This window comes from Paenibacillus helianthi (genome assembly GCF_001909055.1).
In the GTDB taxonomy this organism is placed as follows: domain Bacteria; phylum Bacillota; class Bacilli; order Paenibacillales; family Paenibacillaceae; genus Paenibacillus_AQ; species Paenibacillus_AQ helianthi.
On the sequence record NZ_LVWI01000072.1, the window covers coordinates 1 to 23,902 of the forward strand.

The 23,902-nt window shown below is 49.2% G+C and carries 19 protein-coding genes, 1 tRNA gene and 2 pseudogenes; 6 read left to right on the forward strand and 16 right to left on the reverse strand.

Features of this window, described 5'->3' with window-relative positions; all coding sequences use genetic code 11:
• Positions 1-242 (forward strand): hypothetical protein (locus A3844_RS33200; protein WP_208619429.1); only part of this gene is annotated, 242 nt, incomplete at its 5' end.
• A gap of 114 nt (positions 243-356) precedes the next feature.
• Here A3844_RS33200 and A3844_RS25710 read toward each other — a convergent pair.
• Positions 357-740: an iron chaperone gene (locus tag A3844_RS25710; protein WP_074086351.1), complete on the reverse strand. Its 384-nt coding sequence runs from the start codon at positions 738-740 to the stop codon at positions 357-359.
• Positions 741-766: 26 nt separating this feature from the next.
• Positions 767-1,354: a TetR/AcrR family transcriptional regulator gene (locus A3844_RS25715; RefSeq protein WP_074086350.1), complete on the reverse strand. Its 588-nt coding sequence runs from the start codon at positions 1,352-1,354 to the stop codon at positions 767-769.
• A 119-nt stretch (positions 1,355-1,473) separates the two neighbouring features.
• Between A3844_RS25715 and A3844_RS25720 the strand changes: the two genes are divergently transcribed.
• Positions 1,474-2,013, forward strand: a complete 540-nt coding sequence (locus tag A3844_RS25720; protein WP_074108893.1) for a hypothetical protein — start codon at positions 1,474-1,476, stop codon at positions 2,011-2,013.
• An 86-nt stretch (positions 2,014-2,099) separates the two neighbouring features.
• Here the strand turns inward: A3844_RS25720 and A3844_RS25725 are convergent, their stop codons facing one another.
• From A3844_RS25725 to A3844_RS25745, 5 genes are all read right to left on the reverse strand, one after another.
• Complete coding sequence (locus A3844_RS25725; protein ID WP_074108895.1) at positions 2,100-5,237, reverse strand: choice-of-anchor I family protein; 3,138 nt, start codon at positions 5,235-5,237, stop codon at positions 2,100-2,102.
• Between the two features lie 210 nt (positions 5,238-5,447).
• A complete protein-coding gene (locus tag A3844_RS25730; protein ID WP_074086347.1) occupies positions 5,448-6,122 on the reverse strand; it encodes a hypothetical protein in 675 nt (224 codons plus the stop codon).
• 107 nt (positions 6,123-6,229) lie between these two features.
• Positions 6,230-7,510, reverse strand: coding sequence for an SMI1/KNR4 family protein (locus A3844_RS25735; protein WP_074108896.1), 1,281 nt, complete (start codon positions 7,508-7,510; stop codon positions 6,230-6,232).
• A 62-nt stretch (positions 7,511-7,572) separates the two neighbouring features.
• A complete protein-coding gene (locus A3844_RS25740; RefSeq protein ID WP_074086345.1) occupies positions 7,573-8,628 on the reverse strand; it encodes an LLM class flavin-dependent oxidoreductase in 1,056 nt (351 codons plus the stop codon).
• Positions 8,629-9,000: 372 nt separating this feature from the next.
• Entirely contained in the window at positions 9,001-10,068 is a 1,068-nt protein-coding gene (locus A3844_RS25745) for an ABC transporter substrate-binding protein (RefSeq protein ID WP_074086344.1), read from the reverse strand.
• Between the two features lie 196 nt (positions 10,069-10,264).
• Here A3844_RS25745 and A3844_RS25750 point away from each other — a divergent pair, with 196 nt between their 5' ends.
• Entirely contained in the window at positions 10,265-11,371 is a 1,107-nt protein-coding gene (locus tag A3844_RS25750) for a FecCD family ABC transporter permease (RefSeq protein ID WP_074086390.1), read from the forward strand.
• A complete protein-coding gene (locus A3844_RS25755; RefSeq protein ID WP_074108898.1) occupies positions 11,371-12,138 on the forward strand; it encodes an ABC transporter ATP-binding protein in 768 nt (255 codons plus the stop codon). Before A3844_RS25750 ends, A3844_RS25755 begins: the two co-directional genes overlap by 1 nt.
• 234 nt (positions 12,139-12,372) lie before the next feature.
• Here the strand turns inward: A3844_RS25755 and A3844_RS25760 are convergent.
• From A3844_RS25760 to A3844_RS25770, 3 genes are all read right to left on the reverse strand, one after another.
• A tRNA-Lys gene (locus A3844_RS25760) sits at positions 12,373-12,445 on the reverse strand.
• A gap of 220 nt (positions 12,446-12,665) precedes the next feature.
• Positions 12,666-15,533, reverse strand: a complete 2,868-nt coding sequence (uvrA, locus tag A3844_RS25765; protein ID WP_074108900.1) for an excinuclease ABC subunit UvrA — start codon at positions 15,531-15,533, stop codon at positions 12,666-12,668.
• 27 nt (positions 15,534-15,560) lie between these two features.
• The gene (locus A3844_RS25770) at positions 15,561-16,475 is read right to left on the reverse strand and encodes a nucleotidyltransferase (RefSeq protein ID WP_074108901.1); all 915 of its coding nucleotides are present in this window, start codon (positions 16,473-16,475) and stop codon (positions 15,561-15,563) included.
• A 145-nt stretch (positions 16,476-16,620) separates the two neighbouring features.
• Here A3844_RS25770 and A3844_RS25775 point away from each other — a divergent pair, with 145 nt between their 5' ends.
• The gene (locus A3844_RS25775; RefSeq protein ID WP_074108902.1) at positions 16,621-17,511 is read left to right on the forward strand and encodes a helix-turn-helix domain-containing protein; all 891 of its coding nucleotides are present in this window, start codon (positions 16,621-16,623) and stop codon (positions 17,509-17,511) included.
• Between the two features lie 17 nt (positions 17,512-17,528).
• Here the strand turns inward: A3844_RS25775 and A3844_RS25780 are convergent, their stop codons facing one another.
• The 4 genes and pseudogenes from A3844_RS25780 to pyk all read right to left on the reverse strand — a co-directional run bounded on the left by A3844_RS25780 (position 17,529) and on the right by pyk (position 20,955).
• Entirely contained in the window at positions 17,529-18,290 is a 762-nt protein-coding gene (locus A3844_RS25780; protein ID WP_074108904.1) for an FtsX-like permease family protein, read from the reverse strand.
• A pseudogene (locus A3844_RS25785) lies at positions 18,274-18,777 on the reverse strand (ABC transporter ATP-binding protein); the annotation flags it as partial. The gene A3844_RS25780 and the pseudogene A3844_RS25785, both read right to left, overlap by 17 nt.
• Before the next feature lie 45 nt (positions 18,778-18,822).
• Positions 18,823-19,620: pseudogene (locus tag A3844_RS33565) on the reverse strand (serine hydrolase domain-containing protein); the annotation flags it as partial.
• A 225-nt stretch (positions 19,621-19,845) separates the two neighbouring features.
• Positions 19,846-20,955 carry a pyruvate kinase gene (pyk, locus tag A3844_RS25795; protein ID WP_074108906.1) on the reverse strand — a complete coding sequence of 370 codons (1,110 nt, stop codon included), beginning with the start codon at positions 20,953-20,955 and terminating at the stop codon, positions 19,846-19,848.
• A 132-nt stretch (positions 20,956-21,087) separates the two neighbouring features.
• On the opposite strand from pyk, the gene A3844_RS25800 reads away from it, so the two are divergent.
• Positions 21,088-21,975, forward strand: a complete 888-nt coding sequence (locus A3844_RS25800; protein ID WP_074108907.1) for a fructose bisphosphate aldolase — start codon at positions 21,088-21,090, stop codon at positions 21,973-21,975.
• Between the two features lie 84 nt (positions 21,976-22,059).
• Here A3844_RS25800 and A3844_RS25805 read toward each other — a convergent pair whose 3' ends face one another.
• Together A3844_RS25805 and A3844_RS25810 are read right to left on the reverse strand one after the other, a co-directional pair.
• Positions 22,060-22,719: a type 1 glutamine amidotransferase domain-containing protein gene (locus A3844_RS25805; protein WP_074108909.1), complete on the reverse strand. Its 660-nt coding sequence runs from the start codon at positions 22,717-22,719 to the stop codon at positions 22,060-22,062.
• Between the two features lie 130 nt (positions 22,720-22,849).
• A complete protein-coding gene (locus A3844_RS25810) occupies positions 22,850-23,719 on the reverse strand; it encodes a LysR family transcriptional regulator (protein WP_074108910.1) in 870 nt (289 codons plus the stop codon).
• Between the last annotated feature and the right edge of the window lie 183 nt (positions 23,720-23,902).

The window sequence follows — 23,902 nt, forward strand, 5'->3', positions numbered from 1 at the left end:
ACGTCGATGAGTCTTGCAGGTCATTTCCCTTTGTGTGTTTTCCTGTAAGATATACGATTTCGTATAGGTTTCCCCGTTTTTACGGCGGGTCACCCAGCATCGCCGCCACCTCTGGTTCACTGCATTCCGGGCTGGACTTTGCCTGCAGGCCCTTCGGATTCTTCCTTACGGAAGACACCCTGCCCTTCCGGCAACCTTCGGTTGCCGGAAGTCTGCTTCGGCTACGGCACTTTAAAGGGTAAAGTCACCGGGTGGATTTGAACCACCTAGATAGTGCGACTGTGAGGCGCACGCAAAAAAGGAACCCAACTTTGGGGTTCCTTTTTTTTGTCCGCTGCCGGTATGATCTGCCTCGTTTATTTCTTTGCCTTTGCCGCCGCCTTCTCCCTATTCTCATCCGCTCTGAACTTTACAATCCGGCTGATCAGATCGAGTGGCAGCGGCTCATCCAGGGGAAACTGCACGGACCCCTTTGCCCCCTTGTACTGCGCCAGTTCCTCCTGAAAAGCCTCAATCCCGCGGGGTGCCGGATAAAATCCGATATGCTTCTTAAATGCTGCGAAGTGCACCAGATTCCCATGCAAGAAGAAGGTCGGCATCTGGTAGCTAATTTTCTCCTCAGCTTCCGGCGCAGACTCACGGATTACTTTTCTTACCGCTTCAAGCTTGTCCTGCACCTCAAAAGGGGCTTTGGCAATATAATCGTCTATCGACTCGTAGGTGATTTTTACGGGTTCCATAACCTGCTCCTCTCAGCTTCCCGAATTTATTCGTTACAAATAGAATCCATATGACTGGTCACCACTCTAAGGATCCGCTGCTTATCCAGCCGCTCAGGCTCCAGCATCGCATGCAGAGCCAGCCCATCAACCAGCGCATACAGCCGTTCAAGTTCATTGTCCTTATCCAGGCCCTGTCTCAGAAGTCCCTGTTCATGCAGATACCCGACCAGCATGTGTATAGCGGAATATACCCCATCGTCTACTTCGTCATAGTGATCCCCCACATACTTACGATGAAAGACAAAAGCAAACCATACCTCCATCTCAGCCATAGTATGGTCATCTACAGGAATCAATTCCATCAGAATCTTCGTAATCAGCTGTTTAGGCGGGAGATCGAGGGTAAGCAGGGCATTGATTCTGACATCGACCCGTTCCTTTACAAGATTCATGGCAAAAGCAATCAGCTCATGCTGTGTTGAGAAGTAATGGCGCAAAGCTCCAAGCGAAACGCCTGCTTCCTGCGCAATGTTCCGTACTGTCGCCCCTTTCATCCCCTGATTCATGATGACGCGCCAGGTTGCTTCTGCAATATGCGATTTTCTCTCTGAATGATCTACAATTTTTGGCATGTCTATATTGTATCATGAAGAAAACTTCGAGCGCAATTTAAATAATACAATTGTATTATTTAAATTCAGCTGTTATAATCCGATGTATCAAATACATGATTATACACAAGGGGTGGATTATGAATTGGGTTGCCTGGGCCATTGTCGCCTGCGAAGTTCTATTCTGGGTTGTCGTTCTTGCCGGTTTCTCGGCACGTTATTTATTCAAACGGAGGAAGCTGGGGCTGTTCTTTCTCGCCTTAACCCCGGTCCTGGACATCATTCTGCTAATTATTGCAGGAGTTGATTTGTACAACGGTGCTGCTGCCACCACGGCACATGCGCTTGCTGCCATTTATATTTCCGTATCTATCGTGTTTGGCAAAAGCATGATCCACTGGGCAGATGAACGCTTCCGCTATTACGTCACGAAGCTGGGACCTGCTCCGGTCAAACGATATGGCCTGGATCATGCCAGGCATTCCTTCAAAGGCTGGGTGAAGCATGTGCTTTCTTTTCTGCTGGGGGGAGGGATTCTATATGGCCTCATTATCTGGATTGACGACCCTGCCCGTACGGATGCGCTCTTAAGCATTGTATCCCTATGGTCAGTTGTGGTGGGTATTGATCTGATCATCGCAAGCTCGTATTTCATTTGGCCGAGAAAAGCTAAAGGCTAAACATCCGAACCCACTTTATCTTCAAAAAAAGAACAGGTCACGCACTTTACCTTAAGCGCGCGGCCTGTTCTTCTTTGGCATGTATGCTATTCTACAAAGCTGCCTTCAATCATCCGTTTCAAAACAGTGGCTACCTCGGCTCTGGTTGCAGTGCCTTTGGGATCAAAGATATTTCCTGTTTTGCCGCTGATGAGGCCATAGCCTTGAATCGCTTCGACGGCTTCACTGGCCCATGCTGAAATCTGCCCATTGTCCGCAAAAGTAGCAGGAGTACTCCAATTCCCCGCTGGCAGTTTCGAAAATTTTAGATAATTATTCAGGATGACCGCCAGTTCCTCCCTCGTAACGGCCCGGTCAGGGGCAAAGGTATGGTTCCCAGTACCCTGAACTATACCGTTCGATGCGGCCCAGGCCACATAAGGTGAATAATATTTCGCTGCCGCAACATCGGTGAAGGCCGCTCCCATTGACAGCTCGGCACCCGACATTTTACCCAGAATTGCAGCAAGCATTCCCCGGGTTACCGTCTGATCCGGTGCAAAAGTGTTATGTCCAACTCCCGTAAACCATCCTCTCGCCGCTGTAAAATCAATGCTATCCTTTGCCCAGTGATTCAAGGTGTCGCTGAACCCCGCAGCATGATAGCCAATGGCAAAGGCGGAGAAATGACTGGTTCTAAAATCAACCGTTTGTGCAGCTTCATTATATTTGCTGATTACAGGTATGGCATTTCCACTGTTGTCCAAATATAACACTACGACTGCATTAGCGTTCTCTGCTGCTCCTCGTGTATAAGGCATTTGGACTTTAACCGATTCACCTCCAAAGCTTGTGATGCCAGTTGTCCCGCCAGTTATGGTAAAAGTATAAACCGGTCTGCTGCCGACCAGGTCACGGGTACTGCTCCCATCCGTCCCTGAGGCCCGCCCAACACTGATCTTAATCGCTTGGCCTGAGGCTGCCTTGCTGATGGTTCCGATAACCTTGCTGCCAAAAGTAATGGATGCAAGCCCGCTGCTGATTTTCAGGTCAGCCCGGGTGTCAGCAGACAGCTGTGCCAGGAAGGTGCCGCTCAGCTCTAACGTTACTTCGGACGCTCCCTGCGAAGCTTCCCCGCGAATCTCCACCAAGGCTGGTTTACCCGCCTTCTCGCTCGCCTTTACATTATCCAGCAGCTTCCGGGCAGCTTCGTCCGTCAATTTGCCTGCCGCTTCTCCTGTCTCTGCATTCAGAGTCATAGCGGTCACAGCCACAGTATCCGTAACGGTTGCCGCTGCTTGCGGTGAAGCACTAGGGTTTACCGTTGCTTGTGCCGGTACTGAGGTTGGTGCGGCCGTTGGCGTGGGTGCCGGCGTTGCCGAAGCTGCTGGTGACGCCGATGCTGATACTGTAGGAGTTGGAGATGCAGTTGCTACCGGTGTCGGGTTTGCCGGTGTCTCTGGTTCTTCGGGTGTGTACTTGCCTTCTGGAATCTCTACGATAGAGACCGTTCCCGAAACTTCATTAGCAACCAGCAATAGTGGATAACCCGTTGGGCTGTATTCTGCCGCAATGAAATTCTGGCCTTCAGGAGAGACATCCCCAGCAGCCAGGTAGGCCGGCTTGGCTCCAGAATAATCCACCGAATGCTCCAGATCTCTTGTATTTAAATAGTCGTAGAAGACCGGAGCGCTGATCTCTGACAGATCGTACATCATATTGCCGCCGACCCGCTCCAGACCTATAAAGGCATAAGGCTTCCCGTCCACGACCCCAACCTTGACATCCTCCGGCTCAGGGCCTTTTTTGGCGCTCCTTTTCTCAAAGACAAAGTCGTCATTAGACCAGTTGAAGCCTTTTGGAAGCAACGTTGCCGTGATCTTCTCGAAATCCGCTCCACTATCGTAGACCAGAGACATATCCTCCGCATTCCAGACCGAAAAGGAACGTGCGCCGAAAAGATAAGTTTTCCCGCTTACAAATCCGGCTCCCGCAGACCCCACCTCGTAATCGGAAGTGTCAAAAGTGGTCACCTTCATACTTTTGGTGGCATCGCCATCCTGACCTTTGCCTAGCGTAACATCCTTCTCATTGCTATAACCGCTCCAGTCCCGGGAATCCCCTTCATTCGCTGTGATTACATAGGTTTTACCTCCAGCGGTATAAGTGGCAATCCCATCCGGATTGTACATGCCGAGAATACCCGGTTCAGTTTTGATATTGATTTTGCTGTCTCTGCGCATATCCAGCTCATTGCCGGGAATACTGTGGTCCTTAAAGCCTAGACCTTTGATGCTTGTAAAAGCACCCGTCTCCACATCCAGCGTTGCTAAGGCATTCGCCTCCTGCAGGGAAATGAACGCATGCTTGCTGTCAGCGGACACGGCGATATATTCCGGCTCCAGATCCACAGAAGGTGCGGTTTGCTTTTTGAGAATCACGTTATCTGCTAAAAGGGTACTCCGCGCTTGACTGCTGTCGAAACCGGTGAAATCAATGACCTTGGCTGTTTTCGCCTGCAGATTGATTAGAGTAACAGAGCCTTTAGGGTCAACAGCCGGGGCGGTATAGCCTTGTCTCGGTTCTCCTTCATCAGCGGCCAGCAAATATTTGTGGTCAGGTGTGAAGGTGACCATATCCGGCTGAACGCCTGCTGTATAGTGCGTAAGGTACTTCCCGTCATAGTCCAGCAGCAGTACTGCGCCGGATTTCTGATAGTCTGCTTCCTGCACGGCAATTGCAATCCTGTTCAGTTCTGTATCGATATCAATACTGGTAATATCTCCGAAGGTGAAGCCGTCAATCATCGAACTGACATCGATCCGTTTATCCAGCGTCAGCTGGGTTTCCCCTCCGGTTACCAGCGGCTTAAGGCTGACTATATCAATCTGTTTTTCCTGGCCGTTTATCAGATAGAACTTCTGATTGTCGCTGTTATATTTAACGATCTCCGCAACTCCGCCTTCCAAATCGGAATAACCTGTGGAGTAGCTGCCGATTTTGTTCATACTCTTGCCATGCTCCCATACGTAAGTAGCGAGCGTCACTGTGTTGGGGTCATAAACGGCACCTGCGGCGGTAAGAACGGTTACATTTGGGGAGGGATCAGATTCATTGACCAAGTCCCTTTCTCCGATGGTTACGGCAGGTGCTGCGTGAACAGTATGGGATACCGGCAGCGTCATGAACAGCATGACTGAACCCATGAATGCGCTTAATATCCGTTTTGGATGTTTGATTAACATATATACCTCCCTGGTTTTTAATCTCTTTAACTTTAAGAGGCATCTGTAAAATCACGGGCAGTACTTTGTTAAATTTTAAGATAGTTGATGTTAACAAAACCATTGGCTCCGCTTCACGCTGAATCAATAGCTGCACAAAAACAGACCGCAATCCTATACAGGATGCGGTCTGTTCTTCGAGAAGGATTCACAGAAAATACAGCATTGGGATTAATCCAACCCGTGTTCTTTCCGGATATTGTACAATCCCTGCAGCAGCAGTTCCGACGGATCGCGGTTCAGCTGCAGATGAATTAATAGCATATGCAGCGGAATGGCGCAGACGTTATTGCCTTCGGTTAGTGCCGGAAATCCGGCTTCAAACACTGGACCATGGGTTTCATTCCAGGCCAGCCCGGCATGAACCTGCTCTGGAGCAAATTCTTCACGTACGGCTGCAATACAATGCGGCACAAGTACATTATCGATCATGGCCTTGGCTTCTTCTTCACTGGTTGGCGGCGGTGTGAGGGCTTTGCCTCCCTTGACCTTCATCAAGTCGATGAAAAACGAAGCCATCCAGATATTCGGACTGTTGTTCGTCTGGAATCTGGCGATCAGCTCGCGCAGGAAAAACCCGCAGGAGTAAACATCCTTCGCCTCATCCATCACATGGAATACAAATACCGGACCGTAAGCCTCCAGATTCATCACTTGGCCCTGAACCTCATTGAAATGCATCTTCAGCGCAACCATACCATTATGGTGAACCGCCTGTACAAGCTCAGCCATTTGCTCATCAGTCATGGGTTGCTGTTCGCTGGTTGTTTCATCGCTGGTTGCTTCTTCGCCGGTTTCTACCTCGTTCATTGCTTCATCAGTCGTTGACTTATTGTTCATTTTCATATTCACCCCACTTCCTATCATACCATCCCAAGGCGGGAAGCGACATCTTGTTATGGACAAGACATGTAATAGACAATATTGTAAATAAAAATGTTAAAAAACAATGCTTAGGGCAGCCGCCCCAGTGCATCACGGACCGCCTGCTTTTCCTTTTTCAGCACAACTTCTTCCAGTGCCTGTTCCAGCAGGCTGCGGATCTGCAGCAATTCTGCACGACCGAAGCTCCCAGCTCCCTTGTCATAGAGGGCAGGGAACGCAGCAATGACGATCTGGCGCTGAACATCGCTGCCCCCAAGCCACTGCACAATGTCAAACGGTGCGGGCTGTGAGTGAGCATACAATGCATCCCACCCTCCATAAGGAAAAGCGACCTTGTCCTCCATCCACACCAGCACCCTGCGGCTGTGAAAATTCTGCAACAGCGAGCTCGCCACATACCCGCTAGGCTTCGCCGGTGTCGCAGACACCTCCAGCATGCGGAAGACATGCTCCAGCCCTTCATCGCCTGGCAGACACTGAGCAGACAGATAAGCCAGCGTACTCCGGCTTATCTTAACGGATGAAGTCTCTGACCACAGGGAACGCACAAAGTCTGCTGCCTGTTCCTTAAGCACATCGCCGGCAAGACAAAGGATAGCCTCTTTATTACGGCTGTTACGTTCCTGTTCTGCCCGGTTCAAAAAAGCCTGCAGTACCTCATCGGCGTTATATGGACCAAAGGCTTCAGCAATCTCCTGATCCGTTCCGAACATCTCAGCATAGCGAAGAAGTAAAGGCAGCTCCTTCTGTGCCTGCCCCAGAGTCAATGTCAAATATTCATGCAACCAGGCTCTCCATTGTCTGCTGGCCTGCTTTTCCAGGTCCAACCCTGACTCACTGCAAAATTCCGGGTATTGCCATTCCTCTGCACCTACACAACCGAGCGCCGTAATCTTGTCGACGAACTCTGTGACCGACAGTGCCAGCAGCAGATATTCTGCCGTCTCATGTGCCCAATGGACGACTGCGGTTCCAGAAGCGCTAAGCAAATCCAGCAGCAGCTCATCCCCGTTGCCTGCCAGATGAAAGCTCAGATAACGCTGCTGCTCCCCGGTATATTCTTCTTCGTTAGAAACAAAAAAATCCAGCTGGTCCACATCCCAGCCCAGCCCTCCGCTCACCTCAAAGGGAAGAATTGCAGCATCCGGCAGACTCCAATAGACATAAGCTTGGCTTGCCCCCTCCTTCAGCAGAGTGCGCAGCTCTGGCGGGAGCCGGATTCCGAGCCTCGACTCCACTTCAGCAAGCCCGCTTTCTGCCGCAGGAGGACCCACGCTGAATTGAGTATCTGCACCCTTTTGCTCAAGGGCCTGAATAAGCTCCTGCCAGTGCCGTTTCCAGACATTCATTTGCTCTCTTATCAGAGCCGCCACCTCCCAGGTTGCTTAACTGCCATTTCAATTGCCGTATCTTACAGATTGTTCTTCTCCCAAAGCGCTACTTCCTCACGGACACGCGGAGCTACTTCGGTACCGAGCAGCCTGATCGCTTCCATCACCTCGGCATGGGGCATCGTGCCGTGCGGAACATGCAGCAGAAATCTCGTGATGCCCACATGCTTACGCAGATGAATGATCTTCTCTGCTACAGTTTCAGGGTCTCCCACATATAAAGCTCCGCCGAAGCTGCATGCCGCATCATAATCTGAACGGTGATATGGCGGAAGACCTTTCTCCACCGCTCTGACATTGGTCCGGGCATAAGTGGAAGGGAAGAACTGTTCAATCGCCTTCTGCCTATTCTCCGCGATAAAACCATGCGCATGGGCCGCAATCGGCAGCCGCGAGCTGTCATGGCCTGCACGCGCAGCAGCTTCTTGATAGAGCTTGACCTGTGACGCAAAATCCAGGGGCTGCACCGGTCCAATCATAGCCAGCGCAAAAGGCAGCCCAAGTTCACCTGCACGGACCGCAGACTCAGGACTTCCCGCGCTGGCTATCCATACGGGCAAAGGCTGCTGCACCGGACGCGGATAAATTCCCAGGTTATGTATGGCAGGTCTATGCTGGCCTTCCCAGCTCACCTTCTCAGATTGCTGGAGCTTCATCAGCAGATCCAATTTCTCTCCGAATAAGGTTTCATAGTCTTTCAGATCACAGCCGAATAATGGAAAGGACTCTGTGAAGGAACCACGGCCCACCATAATCTCAGCCCGTCCGTTTGACAGACCGTCCAGTGTGGCGAAATCCTGAAAAACACGCACCGGATCGGCAGATGACAGAATCATTACAGCACTGGTCAACCGGATTCTGGACGTCAGGGATGCAGCCGCTGCCATTACAACCGCAGGTGAAGAAGCGGCAAAATCCGGACGGTGATGCTCACCCACCCCGTATACATCCAATCCCACCTGATCCGCGAGTACAATCTCCTCCACCACTTCGCGCAGACGCTCCGCGTGGCTCATCGTTTCCCCTGTAATTACATCGGGTGTTGTTTCGACAAATGTACTAATTCCAAGTTCCACTATCTTGTTCCCCCAAGTTGTTCTCGAATTATCAATCACTATATTCTATATCTTTATAGTTGAATATTCAAAATTAAAAAATAATAGATTGAGTTTTAAGAATTTCTAATAAGGATCGGGGCGTAACTACGGAGAATGTTTGGACTTCCGGCCGCTGTTGTCTGCAGATTTCTTGATTTATACCGCTGTTCGCGGTGGAAATCCGCAGACAAAGGCGGACGCTTCCGCTCCTACAGTTCCAAACTTCTCCTCCGTCACTTTTCCTTATTGGTAATTTTAAAGATCAATCTATACAGGCAGCAAAAAGCAGATCGAACCGTCACATGGATGACGGCCCAATCTGCTTTTAGTATGCGGATTTCTCTACTACTCTTATTTATTAGCGGTTATTTCGGATGCCAGCTTCTCAGCTCCATCAAAAATCGAGTAGCTGTAGCCCCAGAACTGGTTGAAGTCGATCGGATAAATCGTCTTATTCTTGACAGCATTCAGACTTTGCAGCGACGGATCGGCGTAGAATGCCTTCAACGTCTGCTCCGGATCCACACCTCCGGTATATACCGAGAGCAGCAGGACATCCGGATTAGTTGCAATCAGCTGTTCTTTGCTGATATCTCCGGTAACTGTACCAAAACTGTTTTTGAGTCCCAGCAAACCGAGTACATCACCTGCAAACGTGTCAACATTTCCGCTGTAAATGGCAATGGCCCCATTGCCGCCGTCGGATACATATGCAAAGGTCTTCTCTCCGCTGACAGCAGACTTATCCTTAAGCGTCTGCGCACGCTTTTTCAATTCAGCGATATAGGCAGCAGCGTTCTCCTGTACATCAAAGATCTGGCCGATCTGTTCAATATCCTTGTACAGGCTGTCCAGTGTGGACCCCTTAACGCTAGTATTCTGCACGAATGTCTTGATGCCCAGTTCGTTCAATCCTTCTACCGTCCCAACGCCCCAATCTGCATCGGCATACAGGTCGCTGCGCCCCAGAACAAGATCAGGACTTGCTCCAACAACCAGCTCTTTACTGGCATATTCTTTCGAGATCACAGGGATCTTCTTGAATTCTTCCTGCACCGCCGGGTCACCTGCACCGTAAAGGGCCGCAACGCCGACCATTTTGTCGGTCAAGCCCAGCTTGATCAGCAGCTCAGCAGCTCCCTGGGTATTGGCTACCACTTTTTCAGGTGCCTTATCAAAAGTCTGTGATTTGGCTTTCCATTCCGTTCCTTCACCATTATTGGTGTAGTTCTCAATGGTAAGCGGATATACTGTTTTGGTACTTGGAGCAGCTTCCTCTGTGGCAGCTGGACTGCTTGAAGGCGCAGCCGATTCCGCCGCTTTATTTGCGTTCTTCGTGTCGGAAGAACATGCTGCTATCATTACCGCCATTACCAAAACCGCGAGCAGCGGCACATATCTTTTAAATACATTCTTCATTACCTTAATCCCCTTTTCTATATGTACATTTGTGTATCCTGCATACTATTGTGACAAGCCGATATCTGGCAGAAGATACAACCGTAGAATATAGAATGTGAGAACCGTTGTCAATGATAATAATTCTCATTGACAACGGTTCTCAATATGGATTATATTTTAAATTAAACATAGATTAAGGAGCCCAATGAATGCCATGCAAACCGATCTAGCTGCACAATCTGAACCTAAGAAGTCTATTATCCACACCCGTTACGGCTTTATGACCGTCATTGGTATTCTGCTTATTATTACAATATTGTCTGCCGGGGCTGCGGTCTCCTTTGGGCAGGTTGACATTCCCGTCTCCCAATCCTACCGGATCCTGCTCCACCACCTCACGGGTATTCAAATCGGAGATGTACAGGAACTGACTTCCGGTTCCTTCGTCGATATTATCTGGAAAATCCGCTTTCCCCGCGTTCTGATGGCTTTGTTCATCGGAGCCGGACTCACGTTATGCGGAACCATCATGCAGGCGGCGGTTCAGAATCCTCTCGCTGATCCATACATACTGGGTATATCATCCGGCGCTTCCCTCGGAGCAACGTTCGCTATCCTGATCGGCTTTGGTTCGATGGGATTACTGGGCCAGACAGGAGTTGCCTTCTGGGCCTTCGCCGGTGCGGTCGGCGCTTCCCTGCTGGTCCTGATTCTGGCAAGCGCGGGCGGCAAAATGACCTCCGTCAAGCTCGTCCTGGCCGGTATGGTTATTAACGCCTTATGCACTGCCTTTGCGAATTTCATTGTTTATTTTGCCAACAACGCAGAAGGCATCAAGACCGTTACATTCTGGACGATGGGCAGCCTGGCCGCTGCGAGCTGGGACAAACTTCCGCTAATCTCGATAGCCATCCTTCTTGCCGTTTTCTTTTTTCTGATGCAATTCCGGGTCTTGAACGCTATGATGCTGGGCGATGAAGCAGCGGTCACCCTGGGCATTCATCTGGGTGCTTACCGCAAAGCCTATATGATGATTACTGCGCTGATTACAGGGGTGATGGTGGCAAGCTGCGGCATGATCGGATTCGTGGGTCTAATCATCCCCCATTTGGTCAGAGGACTGGTTGGCTCGGATCACCGGAGACTGCTGCCCGCGTCCATTCTGTTCGGAGCGATCTTTCTGATCTGGACAGATGTCATTGCGCGGACGATTGTGCCAAATGTAGAGCTCCCCATCGGGATCATTACCGCCTTAATCGGCGCACCGATGTTCATGTACATGCTGATCAAAAAAGGCTACGCATTTGGAGGGAAAAGCTAATGAACTTGAACGTTGATCACCTGAGCGTCTCTTTTGCCGAAGCGAATATTGTAAAAGATGTATCCCTGAAGGTCAGAAACAAGCAATTTGTCGGCCTCATTGGTCCGAACGGCTGCGGCAAATCTACACTTCTCAAGAGTATTTATAAAGTGATCAAGCCCCGCCAAGGCGATGTATTCCTGTCTGAAATGAATGTTATGAAATCAAGCCCCCGAATCGTGGCGCAAAAGCTGGGTGTAGTCGGCCAGTTCAACGAACTCAGCTTTGACTTCACCGTACGGGAAATGGTTGCTATGGGGAGAACCCCGCATAAAGGGATGCTGGAGACCGATAATCAAGAGGACTTCAGCATTGTCTCAGGCGCTCTGCGCAAGGTCAACCTGGAAGGCCATGCAGGCCGCAGCTATAATTCACTATCCGGTGGTGAAAAACAGCGTGTCATCCTCGCCCGCGTTCTGGCCCAGCAGCCCGAATTCATGATTCTGGATGAGCCGACTAACCATCTTGATATTAAATACCAGCTGCAAATTCTAAATATTGTTAAAAAGCTCGACATCGGCATTCTCGCCGCACTCCATGACCTCACCCTTGCTGCGGAATACTGTGATTATCTGTACGTCATGAAACAGGGCCAAGTGGCCGCCTGCGGGAAGCCGGAGGATATATTGACGAAGGAATTAATCGGCCAGGTATTTGATGTGGCCTGCGAGACCTACCGCAACCCCGTGACCGGGGCGCTTGGCATTGCTTATCTGGAGACACGCTAGTTACGAAAGCAACCTTTTTAGCCCTTCCGCTTCCCTAATCAGAAGTCGGAAGGGCTTATTCGTGTTTTGGTGCAGGTCCAAACCAGGAGCTTACATTGATCATCGAACTGAATCTCCGTCTTAAATACGATAAGCGCTCTATAGGTTGTAAGTTCTCAATCTTATCAGCCCATTTCTGAAATTAGCTCTTTGAAGACAAAAAAAGAAACGGCATTTCTGCCGTTTCTTCTGTGATGGACTCTCAGGGGCTCGAACCCTGGACAAATAGATTAAGAGTCTACTGCTCTACCAACTGAGCTAAGAGTCCACATCATTGATCGAATCATACCGCCTTCAGCTCATTCGCAGAAGAACGGAATAAATCTCTCGTATAAAAGATTATATCATGATACAAAACATAGATCAAGGTTTATTTTTTCGGGTTTTCTAAAAAGAATAATTTACGGCGGATCATAATATTCGTCTTGCTTGGAGCAGTAAAATAGACTGCCTTCATCCGAATATGAAGTGCAGTCTATTCCAGCAGGTCACAGCACCGAACGCAAAAACCTGCCCGTGTGGGAAGCTTCCACTTCAGCTACCTGCTCCGGTGTGCCTTCGGCAACTACATACCCGCCGTCATGGCCTCCTTCCGGGCCCATATCAATAATATAGTCGGCGGACTTCATGACATCCAGATGATGTTCAACAACGATAACCGTATGCCCGCTATCCACCAGTTTGCCCAGAGACAGCAGCAGCTTTTGGATATCCGACAGATGCAGCCCTGTGGTAGGCTCATCAAGGATATACAAATTGCGGGCTCCCCTCTTGATTTTGGACAGCTCATACACCAGCTTGACACGCTGTGCCTCTCCGCCGGACAGGGTGGTCGAGCTTTGACCTAAGCGCATATAGCCAAGTCCGAGCTCATCCATAATCTCCAGCTTATGCTTCAGGTACTTATGGCCGCTGAAGAATTCACGGGCTTCCTCCACCGTCATCTCCAGTACATCGGCGATACTTTTACCCTGGACCTTAATTTCCAGACCCTCCTCCGAGAACCGCTGCCCCTTGCACACCGGGCAAATCGTTTCGATATCGGCCATAAACTGCAGATTGGTGACGATTACTCCGTCTCCGGCGCATTGTTCACAGCGGGTACCTCCTGCATGGGTCAGACTGAAGTCAATTGCCTGGTATCCCCTGTCCACCGCTTCCGGCTGCATGGCGAAGAGATCCCGGATTTTATCATAGATGCCTATGTAGGTTGCCGGGTTCGATTTGCTGTTCCTTCCAATAGGGGTCTGGTCAATATTAATGACATTGTTCAGCAGATCCGCACCGAACAGAAAATCATGCTCGCCTGCAACAATCCGCGCAGCCGTTTTGTCGATTTTCAATTGCTTGAACAGAATCTCGTTAATCAATGAGCTTTTCCCTGAACCGGATACTCCGGTAATACAGATGAACACACCCAGTGGAATATCCAGATCCACATTCTTCAGGTTGTTTTCCCGGGCGCCTTGAATGCTCAGAAAATCGTCACCCAGGCTTCTGCGCTTGCCGGGGACGGGAATGCTGGCTTTTCCCGATAGATATTGGCCTGTCACTGACAGGGGCTCACCTATAATATCCTCAATGGTCCCGCAAGCTACAACCTGACCCCCATGAATTCCTGGACCTGGGCCGATTTCGATAATATGATCCGCACTCTGTATGGTATCCATATCATGCTCAACCACAATTACGGTATTGCCGATATCCCGCAGCTTCTTCATGGTATCTATCACGCGGCTGGAATCCCGGGGATGCAGGCCAATGCTTGGCTCATCCATGACGTACAGCATTCCCATCAGCTCGCTGCTGATCTGGGTCGACATTTTGATCCGCTGCATCTCACCGCCCGAAATACTGTCGCTTCTCCGGCTAAGACTGATATAGTGCAGTCCGATATCAACGAGCAGGGATACCCTGGTGCGGATCTCGTGAATGATCGATGAGGCCACATCCTGAATCTCTGCCCCAAACGTCAATGCTTCCAGCGAATGTAGCAGCTCAGGCAGCTGTTTGCGGCATAGCTGGTCAATATTTTCTTCTCCCAGGGTAACCTGGAGGCGCTGTTTTTTGAGCCTTGCTCCATGGCATTCCGGGCAAATCTTCTCGATCATGCAATCCTTGATGAACGTTGGCTCGAAGGCTTCCGAGGTAGAGCTTTTCCGTATGTAATGCTTGTACCAGCTCTCCATCTCGTGAACGAACCCCCAGAATGGACGGTCACGTCCGATCATCCAGTTCTTCTTCGTTGAATTAGGGGGCTGGAGCATGGGGAGCACCTCGCCTTTGGTCCCGTAGAAGAGAAGCTCATGAATTTCCTTCGGCAGATCGCAGAAAGGGGTGTCGAGATCGAAATGATACTTCTGGGACAAGCTGTACATCAGCACAGAACGATAGCTGTCCTTGCCCGCAGGGTTGAACACTGTACTTTTGAGCGCACCCTTGTTGATGCTTCTCTCCGGTGCTACTACCAGAAAACGGGGCTCCACCACATAGGACATCCCTACCCCGAGGCAGGTATGGCAGGCGCTTACAGGCGTGTTGAAGGAGAAATGAAAAGGCTGCATGTCACACAGGAAGAAATGATGCTCCGGGCAGCCGAAATCCTGGTAGAAGGTCGGATCAACACCTCCCGGAACCACCACTTTAATCATAATATCCTCTTCCAGTGCCAGCATTGCAGCTTCGATAGATTTGGTCAATTGAATATAGGTATCTTTCTTCAGCTGAAAGCGGTCAATGACCATTTCTATATGGTATTCCTGCGCTTCGTCCAGTTCTGTTTTTTCTGCCAGTGAAAATGGCTCGCCATCCACCAGCAGATTCTTGTACCCCTTCTCCCGGAGTTGCTGGAAGGTGAAGCTGTAGTCTTCTCCGTATACTTTATAGACGGGAGCCCGCAGCTCTACCACAGTTCCAAAAGGCAAGGAGGAAATACGTTCGGCGATCTGGGCGGCAGACAGCTGCTTCAGGGAATGGCTGCATTCCGGACATTTGCCTACACCCGCCGTGGAATACAGCAGACGAAGATAATCGTTGATATCCGTAACCGTGCCTACAGTTGAACGCGGATTGTTATTGCTTTTTTTCTGTTCAATTGCGATGACCGGGGACAAGCCGCGCACATAATCGACCTTTGCCTTTTTGAGCTGGCTGATCCGGCTTTTGGCGAAGGTGGAGATGGAATCGAGAAACCGTCTTTGCCCCTCCCCGTAAATGACGTCAAAAGCAAGTGAGGACTTCCCCGAGCCGGATACCCCGGTAATTACCGTTAACTGGTCCCGCGGGATTTCAACGGAGATGTTCTTCAGGTTGTTCTGCTTGGCCCCCGAGATCTCGATAGTTGTTCTAATGGACATGCTTCAAGCTCCCTTCTGCAATTGTATTTACGGAATGTAAAGATAGCCTGCTTCCTCAACAGCCGGCTTGCTTTTGGGCGTGATCCGAATCGTCTGGGTGACCTTTTCAAGAATGCCTTGCTGAACCAGATAGTCCATAACACCAAGCAGCTGGTCACTCTGCACATGAAAATGCTTATTGATCAGCGTTACGGTTTTGATCTCCTGATCCCTCATGAATTCAAGCACCGGCCTAGAAAAGATGGGGAGATGCCGCTCCAGCACCTTGTCCAAACATTCTAATCCGCTCTCAATTTCCGCTACGCTCATATGATGGGACATCGCATCTTGATACAATGGAGCAAGAACCTCTGGATTCAAAAGCTGCGCTCTCTGAATAGCCTCCCTGGATATGGCTTCACCGCGGATACATAGCTCCATATGAGCAACTGACTCTGCAGCTTTTAACAAGTAATACTGCGCATACAGCAGATCCTGCCGGACTGTCAGCCACTTCCGGGTTTTGTCGCGCAAAAATACAAGCTGACTTGCAATATGAAGGGCGGAAACCGCAATATCATCACTGCCTATGATCTTGAGGTCTTCGAAGTATTCGATCAGGCTGTCATCCGTTGAATAGACCATCTTACCTTTGGAGTAGTAGGATTGGGCAAAGGACCCGCCCAGCGCCCGTTCCATTCCCCGCTTGAAATCGCTGCGGACCACAAGATACACATTAATGAGAATACCGTCTTCGTCGATACAATAGGTTGTTGTGGCAAGGGACTGGTCCCGGACAACCATAGTCATATCAATATCGCTTTTTTCCCAAATTACATCATAGGCCAGACTCCCGCTGATAATAATAGCAATCACATTCGGATCGCTGCTGACCTTGCTGATAAAGCTGTTCTGTGCGGCTATGTAACGTGCTCTCAGTTCTGCCTGTGCTGCAATATCCATCCTTCCAGCTCTCCTCCCTCTTCTTATAAAAATTCCCTTATCGTGTTTTCCGTTTATGGTAGAATCATACTACACTGAGATTTAAAGAACCGGACAAAAATTGCTGCGTTATCATTCAACAAGTTCAACTTGCAAAGGAGTAAATATGGAACTTCATCTCCTGGAAACGATCAACCATACCACGGAATTTATCGAAGATCATCTGCTCGAAGAGCTAAGCCTGGACCGTATCTCTGAGCAGGTAAACATCTCCAAATTTCATTTACTCCGCATCTGGAAAGGGGCCACGGCAACCGGCCTGATGGAATATGTGCGCAGAAGGCGGATCGCCTTGTCGCTGGGAGACCTGATCCATGAACGGAACAGCATCGAGTTCATCTCCTCCAAATACTCCTTCGGTTGTGAACGCACCTATTCCAGAGTCTTCAAGGAGGAATTCAACATCAGCCCTGCCAAATGGCGGCGAAGTCCTTCTCCACTGCAGATCATGGACAGGTTCAATGCCGATTTTCTGCACCGGGCCGGAGAAGGTCTTGTCTACTTCCATTCCACAAGCGTGTTGCCTCCCTTTTCCATTGCAGGACCTGAATATCGGGTGGATGTGAACGACAATATGGCAAACCAGACGTCCAACCGGCTGGGTGTCGCCTTCTTCTATAAAGACCGTCCAAGAATCATTAATCCAGTCAACAAAGATACGTATATCGGGTATACCACCGTTCCGGAGCCGTTTCAGGGCTATACCTGGTACCAGCCCTCTGTCGAAGTGAATCAGAGTAGCATCATTCCGCCGGATATGTCACTCAAGCATGTTGCTCCCCACAGATACGGTGTGTTCACTTATATGGGCCCTCATCGGCCTGAGGAGATCAACTCGAAGTCACTAAGCCTCATCTGGAAGCACATCTTTGACACATGGATGCCCACTGTACAATTCGATCTGGAAGAGAAATTCAGCTTCGAGCTCATCAATTATGCCAGATGTAATAAGAAGTACTGTGAATGTAATTTGTATTATCCGATTTCAAAGATATGAACACAGCCGCGGAGCTGCTAGAGCGCAGCCTTCACAATGCGGTGATAATAACCAACAGTAAGAACAGCGAACACGAAGTAGATCAGCGTGTAGGCCATCATGGCAACCGCGGCCGGGAAGGTGAGATCGGACAGACTGAGCGCAGATGCCGCTTTCACTGCGAAGATGGAATGCAGCAGTCCGACCATCAGCGGCAATGCAAACACCAGCATCTGCTTCCGGATGATGCCGCCCATAATCTCGCGTTCTCCGAACCCCAGCTGCCGTAGTATCGTATAGCTCTTCCGCTCCTGCTCTGCTTCTGTCATCTGTTTGAAATACAGGATACTGCCAGTAAAGATCAGGAAAACCAGCCCCAGAAAAGCAGCGATGAAGATGATCAGCCCGATTTTGCGGAGTGACTCCTTATAATAGGCATCGAAATCCGGACTGAACTCTTCTCCGCTGATATACTTCGTATAGAGCGCAGATGCCGCAGCACGCTGCTTCAGACCTACCACCTGATACAGACCGATTTCCCTGCTGCGCCTTTTTAGAAAAAGGCTGTTGGCGTAGACCATGAATATAACCACGATCGTAATCACCAGTACTCCGGCCGCATTGAATACGGTAGAAAACTGAACATCTGCGGAGGACGCCGCCATGACCATCGAGTCATTTTGTAGGGAAGCAAACACGAAATATAAGCCTGTACTGAAAATAAGTGCAAAGTAATACAGGTAATAGTATTTAATATTTTTGCGCATACCTCGGATCAGGAGCTCAAACAGTGTCAACATGATCCCCCCCGAGTACAGCCTGGACATTCAATATCTCCTTGAAGAACGTTTGCCGCGTCTTATTGCCGCGATACAATTCGGAATACAGGATGCCATCCTTCAAAAACACGACTCGGCTGCAATAGCTGGAGGCTACAGGATCATGAGTCACCATCATGACCGTAGTGCTGCGCTGCCGGTTAATGGTCTCGATCATCCCCAACAGCGTTGAGGCTGCCTTGGAATCAAGTGCGCCTGTCGGCTCATCCGCAAATACAATGGACGGCCGGTGGATCAGCGCCCGTGCCGCTGACGTACGCTGACGCTGACCGCCGGAAATTTCATGCGGATATTTGTGGGCAATCTCACCGATGCCAAGCTGAGCGGCAATTTCCTGATATTCTGCCTCCACCGCTGTCTTCTTCATCCGTCCGAGTGAGACGGGCAGCAGGATATTCTCTTTGACAGTGAAGGTATCCAGTAAATTGTAATCCTGAAAGATGCTGCCCTCCGGCCATTCACTGGAAAAACCATACACCGGGATAGGACTGCCCGATTCGTCGTAAGAAGGGACAAGCCTCCGGGTCAAATCCTTAGTCATGCCAAAGCTGCTTGAGTTCATGCCGAGCGGGCCAAACAGATGCTTTTGCATATAGCTCCCGAAAGGTTCTCCGCTTACCTGCTGGACAATATAACCTTGCAGCCGCGAAGCGAAATTATCATACATATAGGCCGTTCCCGGTTTGCGGATCACTGGGGGAAATACGTCGAAGATGCTTTCTTTTAAGGATACCGGCTGCTGGGAGGGGTTGGTCAAATAGCTGGCATCCGAAGGTTCACGTACTTCAAATCCTGTGGTATGCGTTAACAGATTCTCTATCGTTACAGGGGTATCGAATGGATTCGTCACCTTGTAGCCGTCCAGGTATTTTTCAATATTGTCCTGAAGGGAGAGTTTCCCCTGATCGACAAGCTGCATAATGGCCGCAGCCGTGAATACTTTGGAGACGGAGCCGATCCGAAATGTATCCTTCATCCCCGCTTCCTCCGGCTTCAAGGCTGGAGCTGAAATCCCGTAGTTTTTGGACAAAAGCACATTACTGCCCTGAACAACGGATACCGCAGCATTCTCGGCTTTTCCCTTAACTGCATCCCGGGCAAAAAAAGCGTCGAGAAATGCCTTCAATTCCTTCGCATCCTGAGGTCCGCCGGTATAATCCCCTTTGGAATTCCTGCCGGATAACGCATTCTGCTGGACGGAGGCCGGCGAGTCAGGTTGAGATTGCTGCGTCGCAGCCCCTGCTTCCCCGGCAAAACTCAGCATCAGCACAGCGGTTAGGCAGCTGCACATACGGCGTATTCGTTTCCTATTCTGGTTCAAACCTAATCCTCTCCTTGCTTCTCTAAAATTTGGGGTTAACCCAATCAGAACGAACAAGCCGTTCCAACACACTAATTGTATGGCCCGGAACCCATACTGTCGTGCGATTCAGATGATAAGCATGAGCGGGATCGTGACATTGTTGTCACTTTGGAATACGAGTTGGGTGATTATATATTAACTCGGGTCATCTATTTAGTCCGTCCGGTTATTCACTGCGGTTTTCTTATAAAGATTCTCAAACGGGGACTCTGTGCATAGCACCCCCAGCTCATAACCGTTCTCCCCTTGCTCCCGCATGTTCTCTGCAAATTTGGCGACCGTATTCAGGACTCTTGTGCTCTGCACCGGATAATCGCCCACAGAGCTTTCTGCTGACAGCATCACAGCATCAGTCCCGTCGATTACTGCCTGAGAGACATCGGTTACCTCTGCACGTGTTGGAACCGGATGTTCGACCATGGATTGCAGCATTTGGGTAGCAGTGATTACATAGGTCTTTGATTGCTTGCACTCGCGAAGAATGGCTTTCTGAATGAAGGGGATTCGCTCAAAAGGCAGCTCAACGCCAAGATCTCCGCGTGCAATCATGATACCGTCAGACGCCTCCATGATGGATGGGAAATTCTGCACGGCATGAATGGTTTCGATTTTGGAAACAAGGCCCGGCTGGCTATATTTCCCCAGTCCAGCAACATACGCCCGAATTTCCTCCAGATGCGACGCTTCCCGGATAAAAGAACAAGCGATCCAATCCACATGATGCTCCAGCAGGAACTCAAGATCCTGTTTGTCTTTTACAGTTATGGCCGGCAAGCGGATTTTCGTTCCCGGAAGGTTGACGCCTTTATGGCTGCCGATCATTCCACCAACGATAACCTTTGTAGTAACCCTTCCCGGATGCTTATCCGTCACCTCAAGCTTCACTTCACCGTCATTGATCAAGATGGAAGCACCTTGTACAATATCTTCCATCACGACAGGATAATCGAGCGCTGCCCGCGCTTGCCCTCCCGGTTCATCTGACTGATCAAGGATAAACGTGTGGCCCTCCTCCAATCGAACGGACTCCCCCTTCACGCTCTTCAGACGGATTTTTGGCCCCTGCAGGTCACCCATAATCCGCACGGACTGGCCCGATTCGGCGGCGGCGGCCCTCAATACTTCAATAACCCGCCCATGCTCTTCATAGCTCCCGTGTGACATATTCAGCCGTGCGATGGTCATACCGCTCAGGAGTAATTCCTTGAGAACAGCGGGGGAGGAACTTGCCGGGCCTATCGTGCAGATCAAATCAATACTCAATTGAATTCAACTCCCATATCATATTGGCATTCATACCTCATTCTCTAGTTTGCATTGTTCGTTTATTCTAACTAAACTATACATGATTGCACACCACTGCCATTCACTTTACGAAGGAAAGGGGACACATTCATGAATACGAAACAATTGGACCGGATTCACACAGGAAAGGGTTTTATTGCGGCTTTGGATCAAAGCGGAGGAAGTACTCCAAAAGCTCTGCTGCAATATGGCATTCAGGAAGACCGCTATTCCAATGAAGAAGAGATGTTTGCATTGGTGCACGAGATGAGAACACGTATTATCAAGAGCCCTGCATTTGATTCCAAGTACATTTTGGGAGCTATTCTTTTTGAGAATACGATGGATCGTTTCATTGACGGGCAAGCCACTGCCGATTATCTTTGGGATCAGAAAGGCATTGTGCCTTTTTTGAAAATCGACCAGGGCCTGGCTGAGCCTGAAGACGGGGTTCAGCTCATGAAACTCATTCCCGGTCTGGATGACCTTCTGAAGCGCGCTGTCCAGAAACATATCTTTGGAACCAAGATGCGCTCACTGATTAAGGAAGCAAACCCGGCTGGCATACAAAAAGTTGTAGAGCAGCAGTTTGCCGTCGCCCGCCAAATCGCCAGTGTTGGCCTGGTGCCGATTATCGAACCGGAAGTGGATATCCATAGTAAGGATAAGCAACAAGCGGAGAAGCTTTTAAAACAAGCGATCTCTACCCAACTAGCCGCTCTGGATAAAGACGTGAAGGTTATGCTTAAACTTTCCATACCGACAGAGGACAATTTCTACAGAGATTTCATTGAAGATCCGCATGTGGTACGGGTCGTTGCTTTGTCAGGCGGCTATACTCAATCGGAGGCCAATGACAAGCTGGCCCGTAACCATGGACTGATTGCCAGCTTCTCCCGGGCATTATCACAAGGGCTCAGCGATCAGCAAACCGACGAAGAGTTTAGCACCATGCTCGCACAATCCACCCAGGCCATCTACGAAGCATCTATTACTTAAGGGAGAAATAGGACGACCCCTGAGCTTTTTTCAGCTCAGGGGTCGTTTTTAAGCTTGACGCCGTTGTAAACCTTGTGGTCTGAATTAGCCCAGCTTAGCGATAACTGCTTGGGTGACCGCTACGGTTGACTGCGGATTTTGACCCGTAATCAGGTTGCCATCCACCTCGTAATGAGAAGTCCAATTCGGCGCAGCCACATAGATAGCACCTAGATCACGCAGCTTGCTTTCGAGCAGGAACGGCAGATGTTTATCGAGCGTCGTATCCGCCTCTTCACGATCTGTAAAAGCATTTACACGTTTACCGGCCACAAGTGGTTGACCAGAAGACAAAGTAGCTCCAACCAGCCCTGCTGGCCCGTGACATACGGCAGCTACAATCTTGTCTGCTTCATAGAAATCACGCAGCAATTTCTGAAGGGCCTGATTATCAGGCAGATCGTACATCGTTCCGTGACCACCCGGTAAGAAAATAGCATTAAAGCCCTCGGCGGATACTTCATCAAGCTTTGTTGTGTTCTCCAGATATTTCTCAGCATCCAAAATTTCCTTGGGTGTATTCTCATCCACACTGCCAGGATCGACTGGTGCTTTTCCTCCAAGCGGGCTTGCCACTAAAATCTCATACCCTTGGTTAGTAAATCCCATATAGGCTTCGGCAAATTCGGACAACCAAATACCAGTCGGTTTGCCTGCATGAATTTCCGTATGATTAGTTACGACGATCAACACTTTTTTTGCCATTATAATTGCCTCCAATACACTATTTTTCTGCCTCCTTCATTCTAATTCCGTTAATAGTATAAAACAAATTATGAAATAGTAGATTATACATAAATATATTTATAGATCGAATAAATACTAGCCGTGCTCTCTACTCACTTTCACGTATGATTGTCATCATCTCATGAATCTGTGGCAGTTGTTTATCCTTTAGTTTATAGGCGAAAAACAACTCATTGTTCACTCTTAATTCCGGAAAAAGAACTTTTATTTTCTCTTCATCCAGATTTCTTAACAGATAGGTTGGAAGCACACTAAGACCCATTCCATTCTCGACAGCCTTTAGAATCATATGCAGATTAGGAATGATATGGATCGGCCTGATTACAGGGCGTTTCTTAAAGTGCTCTCTCCAAATCCTTCTGATTATAGGTAAATCAAGCCCATAGCTAATCCAGTTTTGCGATGAGAGCCAACCTTCACTATGCTCCAGACTATCTATATCCGGTATCTTGTAATGCATAGGGGCAACAATAACAAATTCTTCATCCATAAAAGATTGATACTCAATACCTGGGGTAGGAACTTTTTGCGAAGTTACAATGAGGTCTAATTTATCTTCCTTCAGCAGCTCCAGCAGTTGATCAGCGGTTCCCAAATTTGAAATGACCGAACTATTGGATTTATGCAGCTGAGGAAGTACTTTTTCAGTATAAAATTCATGTGCCGTCCCTAATTTAATAAAGGTGAGCGTAGGTAAGGAAGCCATTTTAAAATTCATCGTGGTCTCCTCGAGCGATTCAATAAGCGGAGCCAGCTGTGAATATAACTGCTTCCCCCGTTCCGTTGGAACTATTTTCCTCGAAGTTCTATTGAACAACACTTCACCCACCTCAGCTTCCAAGGAGGCCAAGTGCTGGCTCATTGCCGGTTGCGTCATCATCCGCACTTTTGCTGCTTCGGACACAGAGTTGTACTTATAAATCATGCAAAAGCTCCTGTACCACTCAAAATCAATCATTTCTTATAGCTCCTTTGCTTCAAGCAATCTATATCGTTGACGGATTGTATTTGACCCGGGTCTTGGATATAAAAATAAACTCCAGTATTCTTACCGTCAACATACAATTTTACAAACCGGCCAAATCAACTTATGATTGAACCTATGTTCAAGAGATCAACATCCTTATACGAATCTGGTTGA